Here is an 18,666-nt window from a genome sequence, read left to right on the forward strand (position 1 = left end):
TGTATCGCTTTTTTAATTTTGTGGACTTTTTTAAGAACTTTTTATTTTTTCGAGGGCAGTTTCAAAGAATGAGACTGCTCTTTTTTGGTTCTCTTTTGATAAATGGCTGTAAGTGTCCATAGTTACAGATATTTTTGCATGGCCAAGCCGTGTCTGTATTTCCTTGTATGGTAGTCCGGCATTAAGCAAGATACTAGCGTGAGTATGTCGGAAAGCGTGAAAGCCTAAATCAGTACAGTTAGCGTTTTTTAAGTGCTTATGTAGGCGATAATCAACCTTTCGAGTATTGACATAGTTGTCAAAGCTATCAGAGAATACTTTCTCATAGGTTAAGCCAATGTTTCTACCGTTTTCTGCTTGTCTTGCTCGGTAGAGACGAAGCATGAGTACTGTTTTATGATCGATATCTAGAACTCTATAGCTTGATTTTGTCTTAGGAGTGTTTACCTGGTTTAAAATGTTGAGTGTTTTGTTAATATCGATTGTTCCGTTCTGCAGGTCAATATCAGACCATTCTAGGGCCAGACATTCACGGATGCGCAGTCCAGTAGCTAGGAGCGTTTTATAAAGCACAGTATCATAGAAATTGACAAAGGTATTCTCCAGGTTATCGAGATAGGAGAGGAAGTTTTTAAGTTCCTGATCTTGAAAGTATTTAATTTCTTGTTTATCTCTTGTTATCTTTCTAGGAATGACAACGTCACGAGCAGGGTTATTGTTTAATGTCTGGATAGAAACTCCATACTGTAGTATACGTTTATTTAAGGCATGAAGGTGATTGTATTCTTTATATCCCGTTCCGTCCTGATTGTACTCATCCGCCCATTTATTTACCTGAGTTTGGATAATGACAGGTGTAAGTTTATCTAGTTTGTAAGTACCAAATGAGGGCAAGAGGTAATTATTTAAGCAACCTTTTATCTTTATCTGCGTATTAGTCTTTATGGTATGCTGGTAGGTTTGCCAGAATAAGTCCACAAGTTCGCTATAGGTTGTTATATGTGAGCGTTGTTTCCGTGTAGAGCCGTTTTTCTCAAATTCTACCTTGGCCTGAATGGCCTTATTTCTGAGTTCTTTTTTTGTTCGTGCTGATATGGTAGTCTTGACCTTCTTACCAGTTACAGAATCAATGCCAAGATAGATACTAGAGCGGTAGACTGCTGATCCGTCTTTTTTCGTGTGTTGTGTAATTTTCATGGTTTTAACTCCTTTTTCCATCAGCAGGCAAGCAATTAGAAAAGGTTTTGAGTTTATACCATGCGAGGAGCTACGAGAATGCCCCTATTTTCGATTTTAAGCAGTCAGACGGTAAATTGTAGCAGAATAGGAAACAAGGCGGATATGGGGTTTGAAAAGGCCCATATATTGCAAGTAGTTCTATCTTAATGTGTCGGTGATATTATACCAATTATTCGGAAATCCAAGTGTATCCAATACAATGCCGGCTTCAATGGAGTGCGCTTTTTTATTTAGAGCTTTGGTTCTTTTTATAATAGTGTTATGTAATTGAGCGTATTGTGTGGACGCAAGTAGGCATTGCAAGGCAAGAAAAACATAATATACAGATTGTCTTGACGTATTAGCATTATTATTGTAATAGTGAAAATAAGCTAGTTGTGGAAGATTCTCCCGACATTTATAATTGAAAAGTTTATTATTATGAGCAGTGATATTTCTAATTTCTAGTATATTTTTAATAATACTTTCTAAAGCCTTTCCGCTTAAAAGGTCTTTACTAGGTCTATTTTGGATGTATTCAATATTTTCTTGTAAGAATGGTGATAAATCTCTAGCTATTTGATTTTTTATATCAGTGTTTAGATTTCTATAAAAGTTAAATGCTTGCCCTAGTGTAAGTTCATTGATGATAACCCAGAAAGGAACAACGCCATGTTGTTTATAGTGGTGTTTTATAGAATTGTTTTGTTTATCCCTGTTATACTCATTGAGTATTCTAGCTAATATACTGATTAAATTTGTAATTTGTGCGAGCCTTTTTGCATCTTTTTGTGTTTCAAAATTATTAATATCTAGATAAGAGTATGGCTTTGGATATGATTCTGAAAAACGATATGCCAGTACGGATTTAAAGTGTTTTTCTGCATCTATAATTGCTTTTAAAAAAGCTGATTTAATTTCTTTATCGTAAAAGTGTGTTGCAGCTATTTCTCTAAAGTCTGCACCAGCTATAAATTTATCTTTTGATGTTTGAAAAAACTTACTATATCCGTTGACGACGTTGTAATAGTTGTTAGTTAGAAGGTATCTTTTGCATTCTTCTATGTTATCTATTTCTAAACCTCTAGATTGGAGAAGTTTTATTTGTTCATCTAATGTTTGAAATGGTTTCATATATATTCCTTGTATACAAAAACACCACCTAGTAGCACTAGGCGGTGTTTCGCGTACTCTGTTCCCTTGGGAGCAGAAACTCTTCTCATTGCCTAATAATACTGTAATTTTTAGTTTTTGTCAATATTTTTAGTTTGTTTTTTAAAAATTTTTGAGTATCGAAAAAACTCAACGCTGGGAACATTGCTTTTATTGCATTGTCAGACAAGTTAGCGGTAGCAGGCTTGTCTTTTTCTATTTGTCAATTTTGCCGTTTTTTGCACTTTAGTCTGTAAAATCGGCTTTCTATTCTTCAATTTCCCCTGTTTTTGCACAATAGACCTTAGAAATAGGGGTTCTATTGGCGAATATGGGGGATTTTTTATTGTACGATGATTTCTCCAACAGGGATAAAATCTTTTTGTTTTGAAGATTTTGCGATTAAGTCGTATTGATCAGCGGATTTTTCATATCCAAGGGAAAGAGTAGTATTGTCGTCTGGTAATTTTTTAGCAAACTCAGATATAGACATCCGAAATACGGTAATTGCATTTTGCTGATTAGTTGTAGCAGAATTTGAATTGATTGCGTCCATAGTCTCTTTTGCGCTATCTTTAGCCGTTCCAGTTAGCAAAATCATGATTGTATCATGCGGTTCGGATGAATCTGAATCGATTACGTTATTTTGAATTTTAACGCTTATTGCTCCAGTTGATTCAGGATCTAATTTTGATTTGATTTCAGAAATTAGATTGTCGTATTTACTGTTATCTACTTTGGTTTTAACGTTTGTTGAAGTAGTGTTTTTTTGCTCCGTTTTTGGTTGCTCCGAGCTATCTTTAGTAGTTGATTGATTGTTAGAGCAAGCCACTAGGACAGTAGCAGAAAGTAAAACAGCTGATGTGCTTAGTAATTTTTTCATAAGTAGTCTCCTATATGCTGATGTTTTTCTGATAAAAGATGGGGGATTATAGAATTTTCTCAAATACCATTGTGGCTTGAATACGGTCTCCACCGCCTAGTCCTTTGCTTCCACCATTGGCGGTTGTGATGGTATGCAGGCGATAACCTTTAGAAGCTTGTTTATTGATAACATCTTCTAATTCTGTAAGGTTTCCTGATCCAGTGCCGAAAAACTTTTCTTTCAAAGTTACCTGAAGGACAACGTAGTGTAGTCCATTTACTCCAGAAGCGGTAGAAAAACTACCTTTTTGTTTTACAGTATCAAAAAATCCCATGGGGGTTACTCCTTTTCGTCGTCTCTATCAGATAGTTTTTGAACTAAATCAAAAGCTATTTTTTTATCATAGTCATTTAAAGAAATATAGTTGATTAAAATATCTGCAAAATTTGTATTGTTCTCTTTATCAGCATTTATTAGTTCTTCAATTGTAAACATATACGATTGGCTATGATTAAGCAATCCTTTTCCAAAATTGTTATACTTTACAGGATTATTTATATGTTCTTCAACGTTTTTGTATGCTGAACTAAGTTCATTTATTTTTTCAATATCTATATCATTAAGTAATTTTTTAAATTCGTTACTTTGGATTATTTTTAAAATATTTTGTTCATCTTCGTGCCCTAATAAGTAAGCGACACTTACTCCGAAGTGATCAGCTAAAGCTGACCATATATTTTCATCTCTAGGTTTTCTAATTTCATTTTCGTAGTACATTAGTTGACTATCGGATACTGTTATATCGTATTCTTCTTTCAAAATGTTTTTGAGTTTATTTAAAGATATTTTTTCTTTCTCCCTCAGTTCTTTAAGTTTAATTTTCATGTGATACCACCTAATTCAAGTACTTTTTGAATTGATTATATCATAGTAAAAAAATATTATCTACAAAAAATTCTCAAAAAAAGAACAAAAATGCTTGACATTCTCAAAATAAGATTATATAATCAATTTGTTCTTGAAATGAGAATAAAAAAAGGGAAAGGAGAAAGAAAAATGCTTATCACACAAGAACAGGCGAAAGCATTAAGAAGGAAAAAAGCTGATTTGCAACTAAAAAATTATGAACTAGCTCTAGAAATTGGTGTAGCGTCTAGAACAGTTCCTAAAATTTTGAAGGGAGATTATAAAGCGCCCAAAAGAATATATGCTAGTGTTATGGAATGGCTTGCCAAAGACTATTAGAAAGGAGCGAACTAATCGCAATACTACTCTACATTTACAGATTTCTCATGTGGTGCTTTACCACTGGGGATTGATAAACAGATCTAGCTAAATATTCGCTAGTGTAATTTGCTTGCTACCTATAGCAGTATCAAGGGTTTGTAGGGGTTCATATTCTCCGATTTTACCCTACCTTAATGCTTTACCTTGGTACTGTTTTAGGTGGCAAGCACTGACAAAAGAAGAAAGGAGTGAACCAATGGAACTGGTTTACATGGACGGCAAGAAAGAGCCGTATACTACGAGCGAGATTATCGCTGAATGTGCTGAAGTACAGCACCATACTATTACACGCTTAGTCAGAGACAATAAAGCTGATTTTGAAGCGTTGGGAATACTTGGATTTAAAATCCATAAATTAGATAAGAGAGGGCAACCGAAAAAAATCTATCTTCTGAATGAGCAACAGGCAACCTTGCTGATCACTTATCTAAAGAATACCGAACCAGTACGGCAATTCAAAATGAACCTAGTCAAAGCATTCTTTGAAATGCGTGATGAACTTTCTAAACGCTATCTTCAAAGGGAACTGGAAAAGCCAAAGCGCAAGACCTTAACCGAAGCTATTCAAACATGGGAGAAAGCCCCCAAGCATGCCTATAGTACCCTTACAAACTTACTGCTAAAGGGAGCGACAGGGAAGAATAAAGCGCAACTCATGAAGGAGCGAGAAAGTAAGAACGGCATTGATGGCTTGACAAGTGCAGAACTGACAAACTATCAACGTTTGGAAGATATGGCAATAGCTATGATTAATTTGAATAGGGGATATTCAGAAATTAAGGAATTAATTTTTAAAGTATAGGAGTATAGAAAATGGAAAATGATTTTAAGACAGTTACAAATGCCAAGGGATTAGAAATTCCTAAGTATCCCAAGGATTTTAAAAAGCTAGTTGAGAAAGACAGACAACTAGCCGAATATCTTTGTATGAACTACGAGAACTTGGACAGTGAAGACCTGGGCGCATTTCTTGAAACGGTGGAGCAGGGATTCAGCTGGATTCTGGATCTTATCGAAAGTAAAGACTTGCTTTATAAACCAAAGTCAGGTAGTAATCATGCAAAAAGAAAATAAAAAAATCACTTGCTCAAATTTTGACCGAGGAGAGCAAGCGACAAGATTAAGGATATAGAAATTTTTTCTATGCTCCGATTATAGCAGAAAACAGCTATTTTATCAAATACAAACGAAAAACCGAAGAGCAGGCAAGCAATTAGAAAAGGTTTTGAAATCAAGCGCTGACAGGGTGATTCTAAGGCCTTGTTTAGCTGAAAGATGGGTAATTACTCATGAAACACCGCTACAAGCGTTCGCCAACTTGGGGCAATCGCCCAGCGTTTGGAGTGGGTGGAAACCTGTATAAGAAAAGGCAAAAGAAAAGGAAATAATATGACAGTAAATACAAATGATGTTCTAGTAGATTATGAGGGGCTTTGTTGTCAGTTAACTGATACTCTACTAGTCTTAGAAATGGCTAGTATGGAAGACAGTAAACAATCATCAGCTTTACTAAATACAGTAATCCAAGCTATGAACCAACTCATTTCAGAACATACTCAACAGGCTAATGACTATAGAAAGGGGATAAAACATGAATGAGTTAGATTTAACCAACATACAGGCGGTTATCTTTATTGTGGTAGCTATTGGTTTACTAATCTATCTAAACCACCTAGACCGCCAAAAAAGCGCCCGAATTGAGCGAGAAAGTACACAGATAACAGAAACATATAGCGAAGATTTAAACCCTGATTATGGGCGATATATTCAGCTTGCAGCGGTTAAGCCATGGGGGTACTAAGATGTTTGAAAAAATGATTGAAGATTTAAAGTCTAAGATTTTGGAAGCAGTGGAACGGTATTTAAAAAGCCATGAGAAAGTACCTCAAAAAAGATTAGATTTGATCAGCAAGGTGGAACTAAAGGAAGAACTGGGCATAGGAGATAAAACCTTGATAAAATGGGAAGGTGCGGGACTACCACAGTATATACCGCCTATTGAAGATACTAGAAAAGCGTATTATAAAATCTCAGACGTTTTAAAGTTTTTGGGGGTAGATGATGGCAAAGACTAAAATATATTTTTGGTTAAAAGTTGACAAGAAGTTTTTTGATAATCTTTTTATTAAACGACTTAAAAATATGCCTGGTGGCTACACTATGACAGTTATTTATATCCGTCTTATGTTGGAAAGTTTAGAAGATGATTGTATTTTGTACTATGAAGGATATTTTGATAGCTTGGTACAGGAATTAGCTTTAAAACTTGATGTTTCTGAAGATGATATAAATATGACAGTTGCATATTTTACAAAATGTGGACTGATTCAGATAGACGATGATGGCCATGCTACATTATCACAAGCAAAAGCCATGGTTGAGAGTGAAACAAATTGGGCAAAATACAAGCGAGACCAAAGAAAAAATAGTCAAAATTTACCAAAATTGGAGAATGTCCAAAATAAAAAGACTATTTCCAACTCATGTCCAACAGAGATAGAGAAAGAGAATAGAGTTAATAGTAAGAGTAATAATTTATATTTAGATAATATATTGTCGGGAAATCCCGACTTCACTTTTCCTACTTGGCTTGAAGAAACAGCTATAAAAGATTTAGAGAAAACAAAACATAAAGAACTTTGGGTTCCTATTGCTTATCTGAATCAAGTAGCTAACAAGAGATATAAATTTGTTGACAAGACTAAAAGGCTTTTACTAGCACGATTCAAAGAAGGCTATACACTTGAAGATTTTAAACAGGTGATAGATATTAAAACGGCAGAATGGAAGGATAGTCCTGAATTTTCTAAATATCTGAGACCTGAAACACTTTTCGGATCTAAGTTTGACGGTTATTTGAATCAAAAGCCTAAAACAATAAGAGGGAAATCTGAAGATAACTTCCCAGATCTACCATTTTAGGAGTTGCGAAGATGAAGGAACAATTTAAAGAATTTAATAACAGAAAAATATCAGATACAGTTTGCGATATTCACCAGGTAAATTATTGGGAAATTTCTGTACCAGTGTTAGGGAGTTCAGAAAGAAAACTACAAGCATTTTGCCCAGAGTGTGTAAAGGGAGAGATTAAACAAAAAGAGCAAGACTTATTACAGCAGTTCGAGGACAGGCAAGCTTACTTTAAAACTTATGATGTCTTAATGCGTGATAGTACGATTCCTAACGAGTTGAAGGGGGCAACGTTTGATAATTTCTTTGTTAAGACGACAGAGGAGAGTCAGATGTTAGAGTTTGTAAAGGGGCAAGCCCAGAAGTACCTTGCAGGTATGACGGGAAATACTTTAATCAGCGGTAGCACAGGAATAGGAAAAAGTCATTTATCTCTTGCCCTGGCCAAAGAAATCAATGAGAGCTTCAGAGAGAAGAACGAGCCTAAGAGCGTCTTGTTTGTCAGCTTAACCGAGATTATCAAGCAGATAAAAGAAGGCTGGGCTTATGGAAGAAATGCAAACTTAACAGAGTATGAGGCGGTTAAAAAGCTTGTTGATGTTGATTTTCTAATCATTGATGACCTGGGGGCAAAAAATGGGACGGTAACCCCTAAGAGCGATTGGGAACAGGATTTCTTGTTTGATATTATCAATAATCGAGAAACTACGATTTTCAACACGAACCTAGATAGTAGTGAACTGCGGACGGTATACAATGCTAGAAACTCAAGTAGGATTTTGAAAGGTTTAGAAGGGAACACTTTCAAGGCTTTCACGATCAAAGACAAGAGATACACTATAAACACAGTGAGGGGAGAATTTCAATGAATGATGATAAAATGCGATTTGCAACAGAAAAAGGCTTTGTTGTCTACGAAAAATGTGGTATAATAGAGATAGAAAAAGTTCCAAGTTTTGGAGAGATAACTTTATTCTATTCAGATGGGAAATTTACTCATCTAGTCAAAAAAGAAACTAAAAAATAAGTCTATTGAGAACAACTCAGGGACATACCGTAAGCATATAATGCTAGTGGTATGTCCCTTTTTGTTTGCATAGAAAGGGGGTGAGGGAGATGTCAGGAGATACTTCTTTAGGGTATGTAGTAGCCAATAAGTTTTCTATGGATCCAGATAAAAGACAGAAAATCTTTTCTCAGTGTAAAAAAGAAGATGATAGCTTAGAACAACGGAAACAAGAAATACTAGAAAAATATGCTAACAAACAAGACAAATCAAAATCTAGAAAAAATGATTCTAAAGGCTCGGAGAGTCATAAAAGAAAAGCTAAGAGCAAAGAATTTTAGAAAAAATTATAAACAAAAATCAGATATTAAAAGATGAAGGAGCAAAAAATGACAACTAACTTAGCTAAACAAAAAGAAAATCTAGAAGCTTATATTCGAAGTACAGGTTATAACACTAGAGGGATGAACGTAGAAAATAATCATGTACTCATTGAAAAACCAATCCTTGATAGTTATGAAGATGAACATCAACGTAAAGAACTGGTTGATCTAGTAAATGTTATTGAGACTTGTACCCGTGGCGGGAAGTATGAAGTAACTGACTTTGAATATGATTCATTACAAGAAGTTAGCGAAAATTCGGTTGATAGAACAGAAGAAGATAAAAAGAAAACTATCAGCGTTGATTACTTAGTTAAATTATTCAGTGGAAAACTTGATTTTTCACAGGAACAATTAGACGATGGCCAATATAATTTAACGGATTTTCTTGGTAAGAAGATTATTAAATTAAAACGTAGAACACGAAATAGAGAGATTGGGAAAATTCTCCAAACTGCGAAAGTGCAGACTGCTACAAGTATGGACGACTTGAAATCTATTGTTTCTTTAATCAATCCAGAGCGCAATGTATCTATGGTTATTAGTCAATCACTATTTAATGTCTTAGACAAAATGAAAGACACTTCAGGAAATTATCTTCTTAAAGTTGATAAAGAGACAGGGACAAGTGAAACATTCTTTGTAGATAACTTTTTAATTGTAGATGATACGACATTAGGGAACAAAGGTGACAAAAAAGGCTTTATCGGAGATCTAGAAAATTTTGTTACTTTGTTTGATCGCAAGAAAGATACACTTAGTTGGGTGAATGCGAATGACTATTTTGGGAAACGGTTGATTTTACATACCCGATTTGATGTAAAAAAAGTTGAAGCAGATTGTGGTTACTTTATTCAATGGAACTAGGAGAAAGAAATGGATATTAATCAAGTATTTGAAACACTGGATGATCTAGATAATAAAAAAAGTAAGATTAATTCAGCACGAGAACAGTTAAGCGAAAAAAGGAAAAGCCTGTTAGGCAATCAAGCAGTTTCATTTGAGAACATAGATTCTTTTTTGTCAAATAACTTAGAATCTTTAGAGCAGCTGGGAAAGATGGAAAAAGCTATTAATGGCCTTCAGGAAAAATTTGATAGTGATTTTTCAGAAGCTAATGCAGTCATCTTTGAATACATTTTTAAAGAAACTAAGCAACGGATGGAAACTAAGAAGATCTATAAACAATACCGAAAGAAACTTAGACGAATTTTGGACGCATATGATGAAATTCAAGAACTGAAGAAGGATGTAGAAGAAATTCATACAGGTGTAGTCAGAGAAATAAGTCAGAGACATTCTCTATCGCCGTATCGAACAGAAGTAAGTCCGCTTACTGTCCTACCATTCTTAACCCCTGATTCTAGCGGATGGATGAATTTTTCTAAGGAATATCGGGACATTAAAGAGTATTTAGAAAAATAGGGAACAAATTAAGTAAGGCTAGTGATATATGGCTCAAACAAAAGAAATATCGCTAGTCCTACTTTTATGCTTTACTAAGTTTCACATAACAAAGTAAGCATAAACTGAAAAGAAGTAATAGCTTGAAAGCAAGGTATATCAGGGGTTTACAGAATGGAGTGAGTTTCACAGAATGTAAGATATGAGAAACTGAGGGGATAAATTAAAGAAATTTCCCTTGAACTTGTCATACTGAAGAGTTGTCAAACTTAAAACAATGATACCTGATAAGTGGAGTGTTGGAAGGCTTTTAGCGCTTTTTGTCAGTTTGACAGAATTTACAATTTGACAAATTGCAAGATAAAAAATTTTTAAAATTTAAGTGGAGGTACTTGCCTATGTACGAGTTGAGTAACAGAGACTTGGACGGGATAGATATTGAGTTAGGACGGTATAGAACGCTTGCTAATAAAATTTATTTGAGAAGACAGGAACTAATACATAATAAGAAACATAGCGCTGAAGATTATACTGGTGGGAAAGGCAAGACAGTATCTAGTCCTACTGAAGCGACAATCATTAGAATTGAAGAAGACCAAACACTAAGATATTTAGAAGGCTTCAAACTAGTTGTAGATACCTTGATGGAAAACTTAATTGAAAGTGATCTAGTCATTTTTAAAATGAGATATTTAGAAGCTGGTGCGACTTGGGAAGACGTGGCAGAGAAACTAAATAAAACTACTCGTTATATAAATAGTCGAAGAAAAGTAATCGCTAAAAGATTTATAGAACTGAAAGGATATTGACACTCCCCCCCACTTTGTAAAGCATTTTCGTTGATTTTAGGTACCGGGAGCGGTAACTTTTTCCAAGTCGGAAGCTGTCAACCAAAAAGGGGGTAAAAAGTTGATATTTTAAAAAAATAGAAGGAGTTTTTAGAAAATGGATTTAGCAGCACAATTAGCAAATATTTTAGCAGAATATTGCGAAGAGGTTAATGAAGAAGTTGATAAAATTGCGGAGCAAGTCGCTAAAGAAACAGTTAAAGAATTAAAGGAAACTAGCCCTAAAAGAACAGGTAAATATTCAAAAGGATGGCGTAAGAAAAGAGTGAGAAATGGAGTTTGGGTCGTATATAGTTTTAAATACGGCTCTCTTACTCATTTACTTGAATTTGGACATATTAAACGAAATGGGGGGAGGACTAAGGCGTACCCTCATTTAAGACCTGCAGAACTGAATGCGATTCAAAAATTTACAGAAAGGATTAAGAACATTTCAAAGTAAACTATAATTGAATAGTATTAAGTAGACTAATTAAGTGAGCAAACCAACACATCGTTATTTAAGTCCTTAGATTTATTTCTGAGGGCTTTTTATCCTTGCTTCTCATATTGCTATTTGATAAAATAAAAGTAAGAACAGCTTTTTCCCTATCCTCTATGCTTTTATCTTTTTCTTTTGCGGGATTCTGGTTATATATAAGTTTGAGAGGATATGCTATAATATTACCAGGTAATAAAAAAAGCACGTCTGACCGTGCTAGTTTCTTGCCTGCTGAACTCATCAATATTACGCCCTTTTTAGGGCTCTTTTTTGTGGACTTTTTTAGGAACTTTCAAGAAAAACTAAGGCGTTTTAATGCCTAAATGTTTTTAAAGAAAGTCAGTATTTTCAAGGGCTGAGCTCTAAAAATTTGACTTATAGAGTGTTAAATGATAGTATAGTCAAAGATAGTCAAGGTTTAAAGAGAGAGGTGGGTTTGTAATGAGATTTAAAAATACATCGGATCATATTGAGGCCTACATCAAGGCGATTTTAGATCAATCTGGTATTGTGGAATTGCAACGAAGTCAGTTGGCAGATACCTTTCAGGTTGTTCCTAGTCAGATTAACTATGTGATCAAGACACGCTTTACGGAAAGTAGAGGCTACTTGGTTGAAAGTAAGCGTGGTGGCGGAGGATACATTCGTATAGGAAGGATTGAGTTTTCTAGTCATCATGAAATGCTCCGCGATTTGCTTTACTCGATTGGTGAGCGGGTCAGTCAAGAAATTTATGAGGATATTCTGCAACTTTTGGTTGAGCAGGAATTGATGACCAAGCAGGAGATGAATTTGCTAATGACAGTAGCTTTGGATCGCGTTTTAGGAGAAGAAGCTCCAGTCCTTCGAGCTAATATGCTACGACAGGTCATACAAGAGGTAGATAGAAAAGGGAAGTAAGATGAACTATTCAAAAGCATTGAATGAATGTATCGAAAGTGCCTACATGGTTGCTGGCCATTTTGGAGCTCGTTATCTAGAGTCTTGGCACTTGTTGATTGCCATGTCCAATCACAGTTATAGTGTGGCAGGGGCAACTTTAAATGACTATCCATATGAGATGGACCGTTTAGAAGAGGTCGCTTTGGAACTGACTGAAACGGACTATAGCCAGGATGAAACCTTTACGGAATTGCCGTTTTCTCATCGTTTGCAGGTCCTTTTTGATGAAGCAGAGTATGTAGCATCAGTGGTCCATGCTAAGGTGCTAGGGACGGAGCACGTCCTTTATGCGATTTTGCATGATGGCAATGCCTTGGCAACTCGTATCTTGGAGAGGGCTGGTTTTTCTTATGAAGACAAGAAAGATCAGATTAAGATTGCAGCCCTTCGTCGAAATTTAGAAGAACGAGCAGGCTGGACTCGTGAAGATCTCAAGGCTTTACGCCAACGCCATCGTACAGTAGCTGACAAGCAAAATTCTATGGCCAATATGATGGGCATGCCCCAGACTCCGAGCGGTGGTCTCGAGGACTATACGCATGATTTGACAGAGCAAGCGCGTTCTGGCAAGTTAGAGCCAGTTATCGGTCGGGACAAGGAAATCTCACGTATGATTCAAATCTTGAGCCGTAAAACCAAGAATAATCCTGTCTTGGTCGGGGATGCTGGTGTCGGGAAAACAGCTCTGGCGCTTGGTCTTGCCCAGCGTATTGCTAGTGGTGATGTACCTGCGGAAATGGCTAAGATGCGCGTGTTGGAGCTGGATTTGATGAATGTCGTTGCAGGGACACGTTTCCGTGGTGACTTTGAAGAACGCATGAACAATATCATTAAGGATATTGAAGAAGATGGCCAAGTCATCCTCTTTATCGATGAACTCCACACTATCATGGGTTCTGGTAGTGGGATTGACTCAACTCTAGATGCGGCCAATATCTTGAAACCAGCCTTGGCGCGTGGAACTTTGAGAACGGTTGGTGCCACCACTCAAGAAGAATACCAAAAACACATTGAAAAAGACACAGCTCTTTCTCGTCGTTTCGCTAAAGTGACGATTGAAGAGCCAAGTGTGGCAGACAGCATGACCATTTTGCAAGGCTTGAAGGCGACTTATGAGAAACATCATCGTGTGCAAATCACAGATGAAGCGGTTGAAACAGCGGTTAAGATGGCCCATCGTTACTTAACTAGTCGTCACTTACCAGATTCTGCTATCGACCTTTTGGATGAGGCAGCAGCAACAGTGCAAAATAAGGTAAAGCATGTAAAAGCAGACGATTCAGGTTTGAGTCCAGCTGACAAGGCCTTGATGGATGGCAAGTGGAAACAGGCAGCCCAGCTAATAGCAAAAGAAGAGGAAGTGCCTGTCTATAAAGACTTGGTGACAGAGTCTGATATTTTGACTACCTTGAGTCGTTTATCAGGTATTCCAGTCCAAAAACTGACTCAGACTGACGCTAAGAAATACCTGAATTTGGAAGCTGAATTGCACAAACGTGTCATCGGCCAAGATCAAGCTGTTTCAAGCATTAGCCGTGCCATTCGCCGCAACCAGTCAGGGATTCGCAGTCATAAGCGTCCGATTGGTTCCTTTATGTTCTTAGGGCCTACAGGTGTCGGTAAGACTGAATTGGCTAAGGCTCTGGCAGAAGTTCTTTTTGATGACGAATCAGCTCTTATCCGCTTTGATATGAGTGAGTATATGGAGAAATTTGCAGCCAGCCGTCTCAATGGAGCTCCTCCGGGCTATGTGGGCTATGAAGAAGGTGGGGAGTTGACCGAGAAGGTTCGCAACAAACCCTATTCCGTTCTCCTCTTTGACGAAGTAGAGAAGGCCCACCCAGACATCTTTAATGTTCTCTTGCAGGTCTTGGATGACGGTGTCTTGACTGATAGTAAGGGACGCAAGGTTGACTTTTCAAATACCATTATCATCATGACGTCAAACCTTGGTGCGACAGCCCTTCGTGATGACAAGACAGTTGGATTTGGGGCTAAGGATATTCGTTTTGATCAGAAAAATATGGAGAAACGCATGTTCGAAGAGCTGAAAAAAGCTTATAGACCTGAGTTTATTAACCGTATTGATGAAAAGGTGGTCTTCCATAGCCTATCTAGTGACCATATGCAGGAAGTGGTGAAGATTATGGTCAAACCTTTAGTAGCAAGTTTGGCTGAAAAAGGTATTGACTTGAAATTACAAGCTTCCGCACTGAAATTATTGGCAAATCAAGGATATGACCCAGAGATGGGAGCTCGTCCACTTCGCAGAACCCTGCAAACAGAAGTGGAAGACAAGTTAGCAGAACTTCTTCTTAAGGGAGATTTGGTGGCAGGCAGCACACTTAAGATTGGTGTCAAAGCAGGCCAGTTAAAATTTGATATTGCATAAAAAACGAGGTCGGGACAAAGTTCCCGACCTCTTTGTTTACCTTTATTAGTCTGCTTTGCTGTTGCGACTGTTTTTAGGGATGGCTATCTTTCTTAGGATTACTCAATATGTGAGTAAAGAAGTCTTTGTATTTATATTTTAAATAGGTTTCGTGTAAATACAATAAAGCCACGTAGACAATCATAAAAACGATAGTTAAGAAGAACAAATCAAATGTTGTTTGAGCGTAATGAGTAGCTGCCCCGTAAGAAGCGAAAGCATCTAAAATCAACCAAGGAAGATACTTGTAATATTTGCTTAACATAAGCCTACACCTCCTATATTCTATTTCAATGTTATTATATTCCTTCACACTCAATAATGCAAGCGATTACACAAAGGGGATTTAAACAATTTTAATCAAAATAGGAATTTTTTTCTGTTTTATTACGAATAGAAGAGTAGGAGGAGTAAATGTATCTAAAGTATTTAAGATTTTTAAAATAGTTTAGATAAATTGTTGACATATTTAAATCCCGATGTTACAATTATATTACAAAAAGATTTCTCAATATTTCAAAAATATTACAAAGGAGTAGAAAAATGAAAAAGAAAACCTATATCAAATTGATGACAGCTACAGTATTAGCATCAACTATACTATTAGGAGCTTGTGGAAATAAAAAGGAAACAACTCAAGTGAGCAGTTCTGCTAAGACAAGCCAATCATCAAGCTCCAAAGCAGCTTCTGCTAGCAAAGAAAGCAAGACTCAGAAGTTTTCAAGTTCAGCTTCATCTGAACAGGCCAAGGCGTCTACTGATCAGTCTTCAGCAAGTGCAGCACCATCACAAGTAGCACCAGAACAAAGACAAGGTCAAGAGGTGTCTAATCAACAGGCAGCTAGTCAACAAACGCCTGCTCAGGCTCCTCAAGCCCAGTCTAACCAATCAAGCTATGATTCTACAACTGACCGCAAACTTCAAGATAAGCAAGCAGAGCAAAATAAACGCTACAAGGGTGTTTTAACCATGGTAGATGGTGATTTCTCAGCTGCAGCGGGCAATTGGAAGGGAGAAAATGGCGAAACCATCACAGTTTCATCAGGCGGTCAATTTACAGTAGAATCTGCTGATGGAAAGAAAGAAAATTACTCTATCAAAGGCTATTCTTATACTCTTGATGATGGTAAGTATAATGCCAAAATCGGTGGAGGAAAAATCATCCAAATTACAACAGGAGCGGATGGTAAGGTTTCCAGCGTTGCTTTGAGTCAATAATAGCTCTCAGTATTTGAATTTTACAGTCAAAGAAAATCCGTCAGCTCAAATAAGAGTTGACGGATTATTTTATACTCATACTTGGGTTAAAAATTCTTCTGTAGTAAGAATTTGAGCAAATTCATCTTGTAGAGAAAGGAGATGAATTTCATGAATAGTCTCAGGAGAGATGGTCTGACCGTTTTTGTTAGATAGGGTAAAACTGGCAGTAGCATCTGCTAGTAAAGTGACTTCAAAACCAAGATTTGCTGCCATTCGTGTCGTAGTAGATACACAATGAGGCAGGGTCAAACCAACAACGACTAAATGACAAATCTGATTTGTTCGTAAATATGTTTCAAGATTTGTTCCAATAAAGGCGCTATTAACCGTTTTTTGAAAGACAGGTTCTGCAGTAACTGGCTCAAATCCACTTTTAAACACCTGATTTTGTTTGTTATGAAATTGCGACTGGGGATTGTCAGATATGTGTTGAACGTGTAAGACTGGAAGAGCGTGTTTACGAAAGTATGCCAGTACCCTCAGTGCTTGTTGTTCAGCTTGAGGGTTGTTCCGTTCTCCCCAGATAGGGTTATCAAATGCTTTTTGCATATCGATAATCAGTAGAGCAGTATGAACCATTTTATGCCTTATCCAATTGCAAGAGAGCCTCAATCTCTGTCAGAGTGCTAGCTTGTGAAATAGCTCCACGGAGTTTGGCAGCGCCAGATGTTCCACGGAGGTAGTGAGGAGCGAGTCCTCGGAATTCACGAACTGCGACGTTTTCCCCTTTGAGGTTAATCAAGCGTTTCAAGTGTTCGTAGGCGATTTTCATCTTGTCTTCAAAAGTCAAATCAGGGAGGATTTCTCCTGTTTCAAAGTAATGGTTGATTTGGTTGAAGAGGTAAGGATTTCCCATGGCAGCGCGGCCAATCATAACTGCGTCAGCACCAACTTCTTCGATGCGTTGTTTGGCTTCTTGGACAGTACGGATATCACCGTTGGCGATAAATGGAATCTTGGTCAAAGCTTGAGCGACCTTGTGAAGGGTCTCAAGGTCTGCATGACCTGTATACATTTGTTCGCGTGTACGACCATGCATAGCAAGGGCAGAAACACCTGCAGCTTCAGCAGCGAGGGCATTTTCTACTGCAAGAGATGGGTCAGCCCAGCCGGTACGCATTTTGACAGTAAGGGGAATATCAAGGACAGATTGAACCTTGTTGATGATAGAGTAGATCTTATCTGGATCCTTGAGCCACATAGCGCCAGCTTCGTTCTTCACGATTTTGTTAACTGGACAGCCCATGTTGATATCAACGATATCGGTCTTGGTATTTTCTTGGATAAATTCTGCTGCGCGTGCTAGGCTATCTTCATCGCTACCAAAAAGTTGGATAGAGACAGGGTTTTCGCCTTCATCGATATGAAGCATATGCAGGGTTTTTTCGTTGTTGTATTGGATTCCTTTGTCAGAGACCATTTCCATGACAACGAGTCCAGCTCCGAGCTCCTTTGCAATGGTACGAAAGGCTGAGTTGGTCACGCCAGCCATGGGTGCTAAAACGGTACGATTGGGAATCTCAACATTGCCAATCATAAAAGGTGTATTAAGATTTGTCACGAATGAGTTCCTCCAGGTCGTTTTCATCAAAGTTGTAAGTGGTTTGGCAGAATTGACAAGTGATTTCTGCTCCGTGGTCTTCGTCCTTCATTTCCTGTAAGTCTGAGCTTGGAAGGCTGGCAAGAGCGTTCATAAAGCGTTCATGGCTACAGTCACATTGGAAACGGATTTCTTCTTCAGAAAGACGCTTGTAGGTCTCGTCACCGTAGATAGCCTTGAGAAGGGCTTCGATATGGTCTTCACTTTCGAGAAGCGTTGAGATAGCTGGCATTTCTTGGATGCGTTTTTCAAAGCGAGCAATCTCTTCTTCCTTGGCTCCCGGCAAGACTTGGACTAGGAAACCACCTGCAACCTTGACCTTGTCTTCTTCGTCTAAAAGGACATTGAGGCCGACAGCAGAAGGGGTCTGTTGGCTTTCGGTCAGGTAAAAGGCCAGATCTTCACCGATTTCTCCAGAGATGAGGGGAGTCATAGAGTTGTAAGGATTTCCAATGCCGTAGTCTGTGATAACGAGGAATTGACCGTTTCCAACAAAAGGTCCGACTAGGACTTCACCAGTTGCAGTCTTTTTGATATCGACACCTGGATTTTGAACGTAACCTTTGACATTCCCCTTGGTATCAGCGACGGTGATGATGGCACCTAGTGAGCTAGATCCCAGAACCTTAACTGTTAGTTTAGTATTTCCTTTTTCATTGGCTGCGAGAATCTGGCTAGCGATAAGAGTTCGACCAAGCGCTACAGTTGAGCTAGCTTGGGTTTGGTGTTTTTCTTGAGCAATGCGGACGGTTTCTGTGCTGTCAAGGACAAAAGCACGAAAGGCTCCGCTTTCTGATATAGTTTTAATAATTTTATCCATAGCTACTATTTTAGCATAAAAATGCCCAAAGGGGGAGCCGTGTGTTTGCTGATTTTCAG

Annotated in this window: 26 protein-coding genes; 17 read left to right on the top strand and 9 right to left on the bottom strand. The window is 37.5% G+C overall.

All coding sequences use genetic code 11. The features are described 5' to 3' along the window. Nucleotides 1-30 precede the first annotated feature (30 nt). The 5 genes from FJR73_RS06210 to FJR73_RS06230 all read right to left on the bottom strand — a co-directional run bounded on the left by FJR73_RS06210 (nt 31) and on the right by FJR73_RS06230 (nt 4,120). Nucleotides 31-1,197 carry a site-specific integrase gene (locus FJR73_RS06210; protein ID WP_140833954.1) on the bottom strand — a complete coding sequence of 389 codons (1,167 nt, stop codon included), beginning with the start codon at nt 1,195-1,197 and terminating at the stop codon, nt 31-33. A 180-nt stretch (nt 1,198-1,377) separates the two neighbouring features. Then, on the bottom strand, nt 1,378-2,352 hold the full coding sequence (locus FJR73_RS06215) for an Abi family protein (protein ID WP_140833956.1): 975 nt from the start codon (nt 2,350-2,352) through the stop codon (nt 1,378-1,380). A gap of 361 nt (nt 2,353-2,713) precedes the next feature. Continuing rightward, a complete protein-coding gene (locus FJR73_RS06220; RefSeq protein WP_140833958.1) occupies nt 2,714-3,253 on the bottom strand; it encodes a hypothetical protein in 540 nt (179 codons plus the stop codon). A 46-nt stretch (nt 3,254-3,299) separates the two neighbouring features. Continuing rightward, the gene (locus tag FJR73_RS06225) at nt 3,300-3,569 is read right to left on the bottom strand and encodes a DUF4177 domain-containing protein (protein ID WP_140833960.1); all 270 of its coding nucleotides are present in this window, start codon (nt 3,567-3,569) and stop codon (nt 3,300-3,302) included. A gap of 5 nt (nt 3,570-3,574) precedes the next feature. After that, nucleotides 3,575-4,120, bottom strand: a complete 546-nt coding sequence (locus FJR73_RS06230; RefSeq protein WP_140833962.1) for a helix-turn-helix domain-containing protein — start codon at nt 4,118-4,120, stop codon at nt 3,575-3,577. Nucleotides 4,121-4,210: 90 nt separating this feature from the next. On the opposite strand from FJR73_RS06230, the gene FJR73_RS06235 reads away from it, so the two are divergent. The 16 genes from FJR73_RS06235 to FJR73_RS06310 all read left to right on the top strand — a co-directional run bounded on the left by FJR73_RS06235 (nt 4,211) and on the right by FJR73_RS06310 (nt 14,888). Next, complete coding sequence (locus tag FJR73_RS06235; protein ID WP_000884271.1) at nt 4,211-4,480, top strand: hypothetical protein; 270 nt, start codon at nt 4,211-4,213, stop codon at nt 4,478-4,480. A gap of 238 nt (nt 4,481-4,718) precedes the next feature. Then, complete coding sequence (locus FJR73_RS06240; RefSeq protein ID WP_140833964.1) at nt 4,719-5,324, top strand: Rha family transcriptional regulator; 606 nt, start codon at nt 4,719-4,721, stop codon at nt 5,322-5,324. 11 nt (nt 5,325-5,335) lie between these two features. Beyond that, nucleotides 5,336-5,596: a hypothetical protein gene (locus FJR73_RS06245; protein ID WP_140833965.1), complete on the top strand. Its 261-nt coding sequence runs from the start codon at nt 5,336-5,338 to the stop codon at nt 5,594-5,596. A 315-nt stretch (nt 5,597-5,911) separates the two neighbouring features. Continuing rightward, nucleotides 5,912-6,121 (top strand): hypothetical protein, encoded by a 210-nt coding sequence (locus FJR73_RS06255; protein WP_049509650.1) that lies wholly within the window; start codon nt 5,912-5,914, stop codon nt 6,119-6,121. Further along, nucleotides 6,114-6,323 (top strand): hypothetical protein, encoded by a 210-nt coding sequence (locus tag FJR73_RS06260; protein WP_140833967.1) that lies wholly within the window; start codon nt 6,114-6,116, stop codon nt 6,321-6,323. The genes FJR73_RS06255 and FJR73_RS06260 overlap by 8 nt, the downstream gene beginning before the upstream one ends. A gap of 1 nt (nt 6,324) precedes the next feature. Next, complete coding sequence (locus FJR73_RS06265) at nt 6,325-6,597, top strand: hypothetical protein (protein WP_049490554.1); 273 nt, start codon at nt 6,325-6,327, stop codon at nt 6,595-6,597. Then, nucleotides 6,584-7,444: a conserved phage C-terminal domain-containing protein gene (locus FJR73_RS06270; protein ID WP_140833969.1), complete on the top strand. Its 861-nt coding sequence runs from the start codon at nt 6,584-6,586 to the stop codon at nt 7,442-7,444. Before FJR73_RS06265 ends, FJR73_RS06270 begins: the two co-directional genes overlap by 14 nt. A gap of 11 nt (nt 7,445-7,455) precedes the next feature. Beyond that, nucleotides 7,456-8,301: an ATP-binding protein gene (locus FJR73_RS06275; protein ID WP_094752984.1), complete on the top strand. Its 846-nt coding sequence runs from the start codon at nt 7,456-7,458 to the stop codon at nt 8,299-8,301. Then, nucleotides 8,298-8,459 (top strand): hypothetical protein, encoded by a 162-nt coding sequence (locus FJR73_RS10160; RefSeq protein ID WP_162837499.1) that lies wholly within the window; start codon nt 8,298-8,300, stop codon nt 8,457-8,459. Before FJR73_RS06275 ends, FJR73_RS10160 begins: the two co-directional genes overlap by 4 nt. Before the next feature lie 89 nt (nt 8,460-8,548). Continuing rightward, the gene (locus tag FJR73_RS06280) at nt 8,549-8,779 is read left to right on the top strand and encodes a hypothetical protein (RefSeq protein ID WP_004261935.1); all 231 of its coding nucleotides are present in this window, start codon (nt 8,549-8,551) and stop codon (nt 8,777-8,779) included. 48 nt (nt 8,780-8,827) lie between these two features. Further along, nucleotides 8,828-9,688 (top strand): phage major capsid protein, encoded by an 861-nt coding sequence (locus tag FJR73_RS06285; RefSeq protein ID WP_094752985.1) that lies wholly within the window; start codon nt 8,828-8,830, stop codon nt 9,686-9,688. 9 nt (nt 9,689-9,697) lie between these two features. Then, on the top strand, nt 9,698-10,246 hold the full coding sequence (locus tag FJR73_RS06290) for a hypothetical protein (RefSeq protein WP_094752986.1): 549 nt from the start codon (nt 9,698-9,700) through the stop codon (nt 10,244-10,246). A gap of 377 nt (nt 10,247-10,623) precedes the next feature. After that, nucleotides 10,624-11,034, top strand: a complete 411-nt coding sequence (locus FJR73_RS06295; protein ID WP_061864797.1) for a DUF722 domain-containing protein — start codon at nt 10,624-10,626, stop codon at nt 11,032-11,034. A gap of 136 nt (nt 11,035-11,170) precedes the next feature. Continuing rightward, the gene (locus tag FJR73_RS06300) at nt 11,171-11,515 is read left to right on the top strand and encodes an HK97 gp10 family phage protein (protein ID WP_004261968.1); all 345 of its coding nucleotides are present in this window, start codon (nt 11,171-11,173) and stop codon (nt 11,513-11,515) included. A gap of 480 nt (nt 11,516-11,995) precedes the next feature. Then, nucleotides 11,996-12,454, top strand: coding sequence for a CtsR family transcriptional regulator (locus FJR73_RS06305; protein WP_140833971.1), 459 nt, complete (start codon nt 11,996-11,998; stop codon nt 12,452-12,454). 1 nt (nt 12,455) lies between these two features. Then, nucleotides 12,456-14,888 (top strand): ATP-dependent Clp protease ATP-binding subunit, encoded by a 2,433-nt coding sequence (locus FJR73_RS06310; RefSeq protein ID WP_140833973.1) that lies wholly within the window; start codon nt 12,456-12,458, stop codon nt 14,886-14,888. Between the two features lie 73 nt (nt 14,889-14,961). Here the strand turns inward: FJR73_RS06310 and FJR73_RS06315 are convergent, their stop codons facing one another. Further along, nucleotides 14,962-15,192, bottom strand: coding sequence for a hypothetical protein (locus tag FJR73_RS06315; RefSeq protein WP_140833975.1), 231 nt, complete (start codon nt 15,190-15,192; stop codon nt 14,962-14,964). Nucleotides 15,193-15,470: 278 nt separating this feature from the next. Between FJR73_RS06315 and FJR73_RS06320 the strand changes: the two genes are divergently transcribed. Beyond that, entirely contained in the window at nt 15,471-16,145 is a 675-nt protein-coding gene (locus tag FJR73_RS06320; protein ID WP_140833976.1) for a hypothetical protein, read from the top strand. 75 nt (nt 16,146-16,220) lie between these two features. Here the strand turns inward: FJR73_RS06320 and FJR73_RS06325 are convergent, their stop codons facing one another. From FJR73_RS06325 to hslO, 3 genes are read right to left on the bottom strand one after another with little or no spacing between them, the layout of a single operon-like run. After that, nucleotides 16,221-16,766: a cysteine hydrolase family protein gene (locus FJR73_RS06325; RefSeq protein ID WP_140833978.1), complete on the bottom strand. Its 546-nt coding sequence runs from the start codon at nt 16,764-16,766 to the stop codon at nt 16,221-16,223. Between the two features lies 1 nt (nt 16,767). After that, the gene (dusB, locus tag FJR73_RS06330; protein WP_162927899.1) at nt 16,768-17,748 is read right to left on the bottom strand and encodes a tRNA dihydrouridine synthase DusB; all 981 of its coding nucleotides are present in this window, start codon (nt 17,746-17,748) and stop codon (nt 16,768-16,770) included. Then, nucleotides 17,735-18,607, bottom strand: a complete 873-nt coding sequence (gene hslO, locus FJR73_RS06335; protein ID WP_140833981.1) for an Hsp33 family molecular chaperone HslO — start codon at nt 18,605-18,607, stop codon at nt 17,735-17,737. Before hslO ends, dusB begins: the two co-directional genes overlap by 14 nt. Nucleotides 18,608-18,666 lie beyond the last annotated feature (59 nt).

It is taken from the genome of Streptococcus sp. D2 (assembly GCF_006385825.1).
GTDB classification, from domain to species: Bacteria; Bacillota; Bacilli; order Lactobacillales; family Streptococcaceae; genus Streptococcus; species Streptococcus shenyangsis.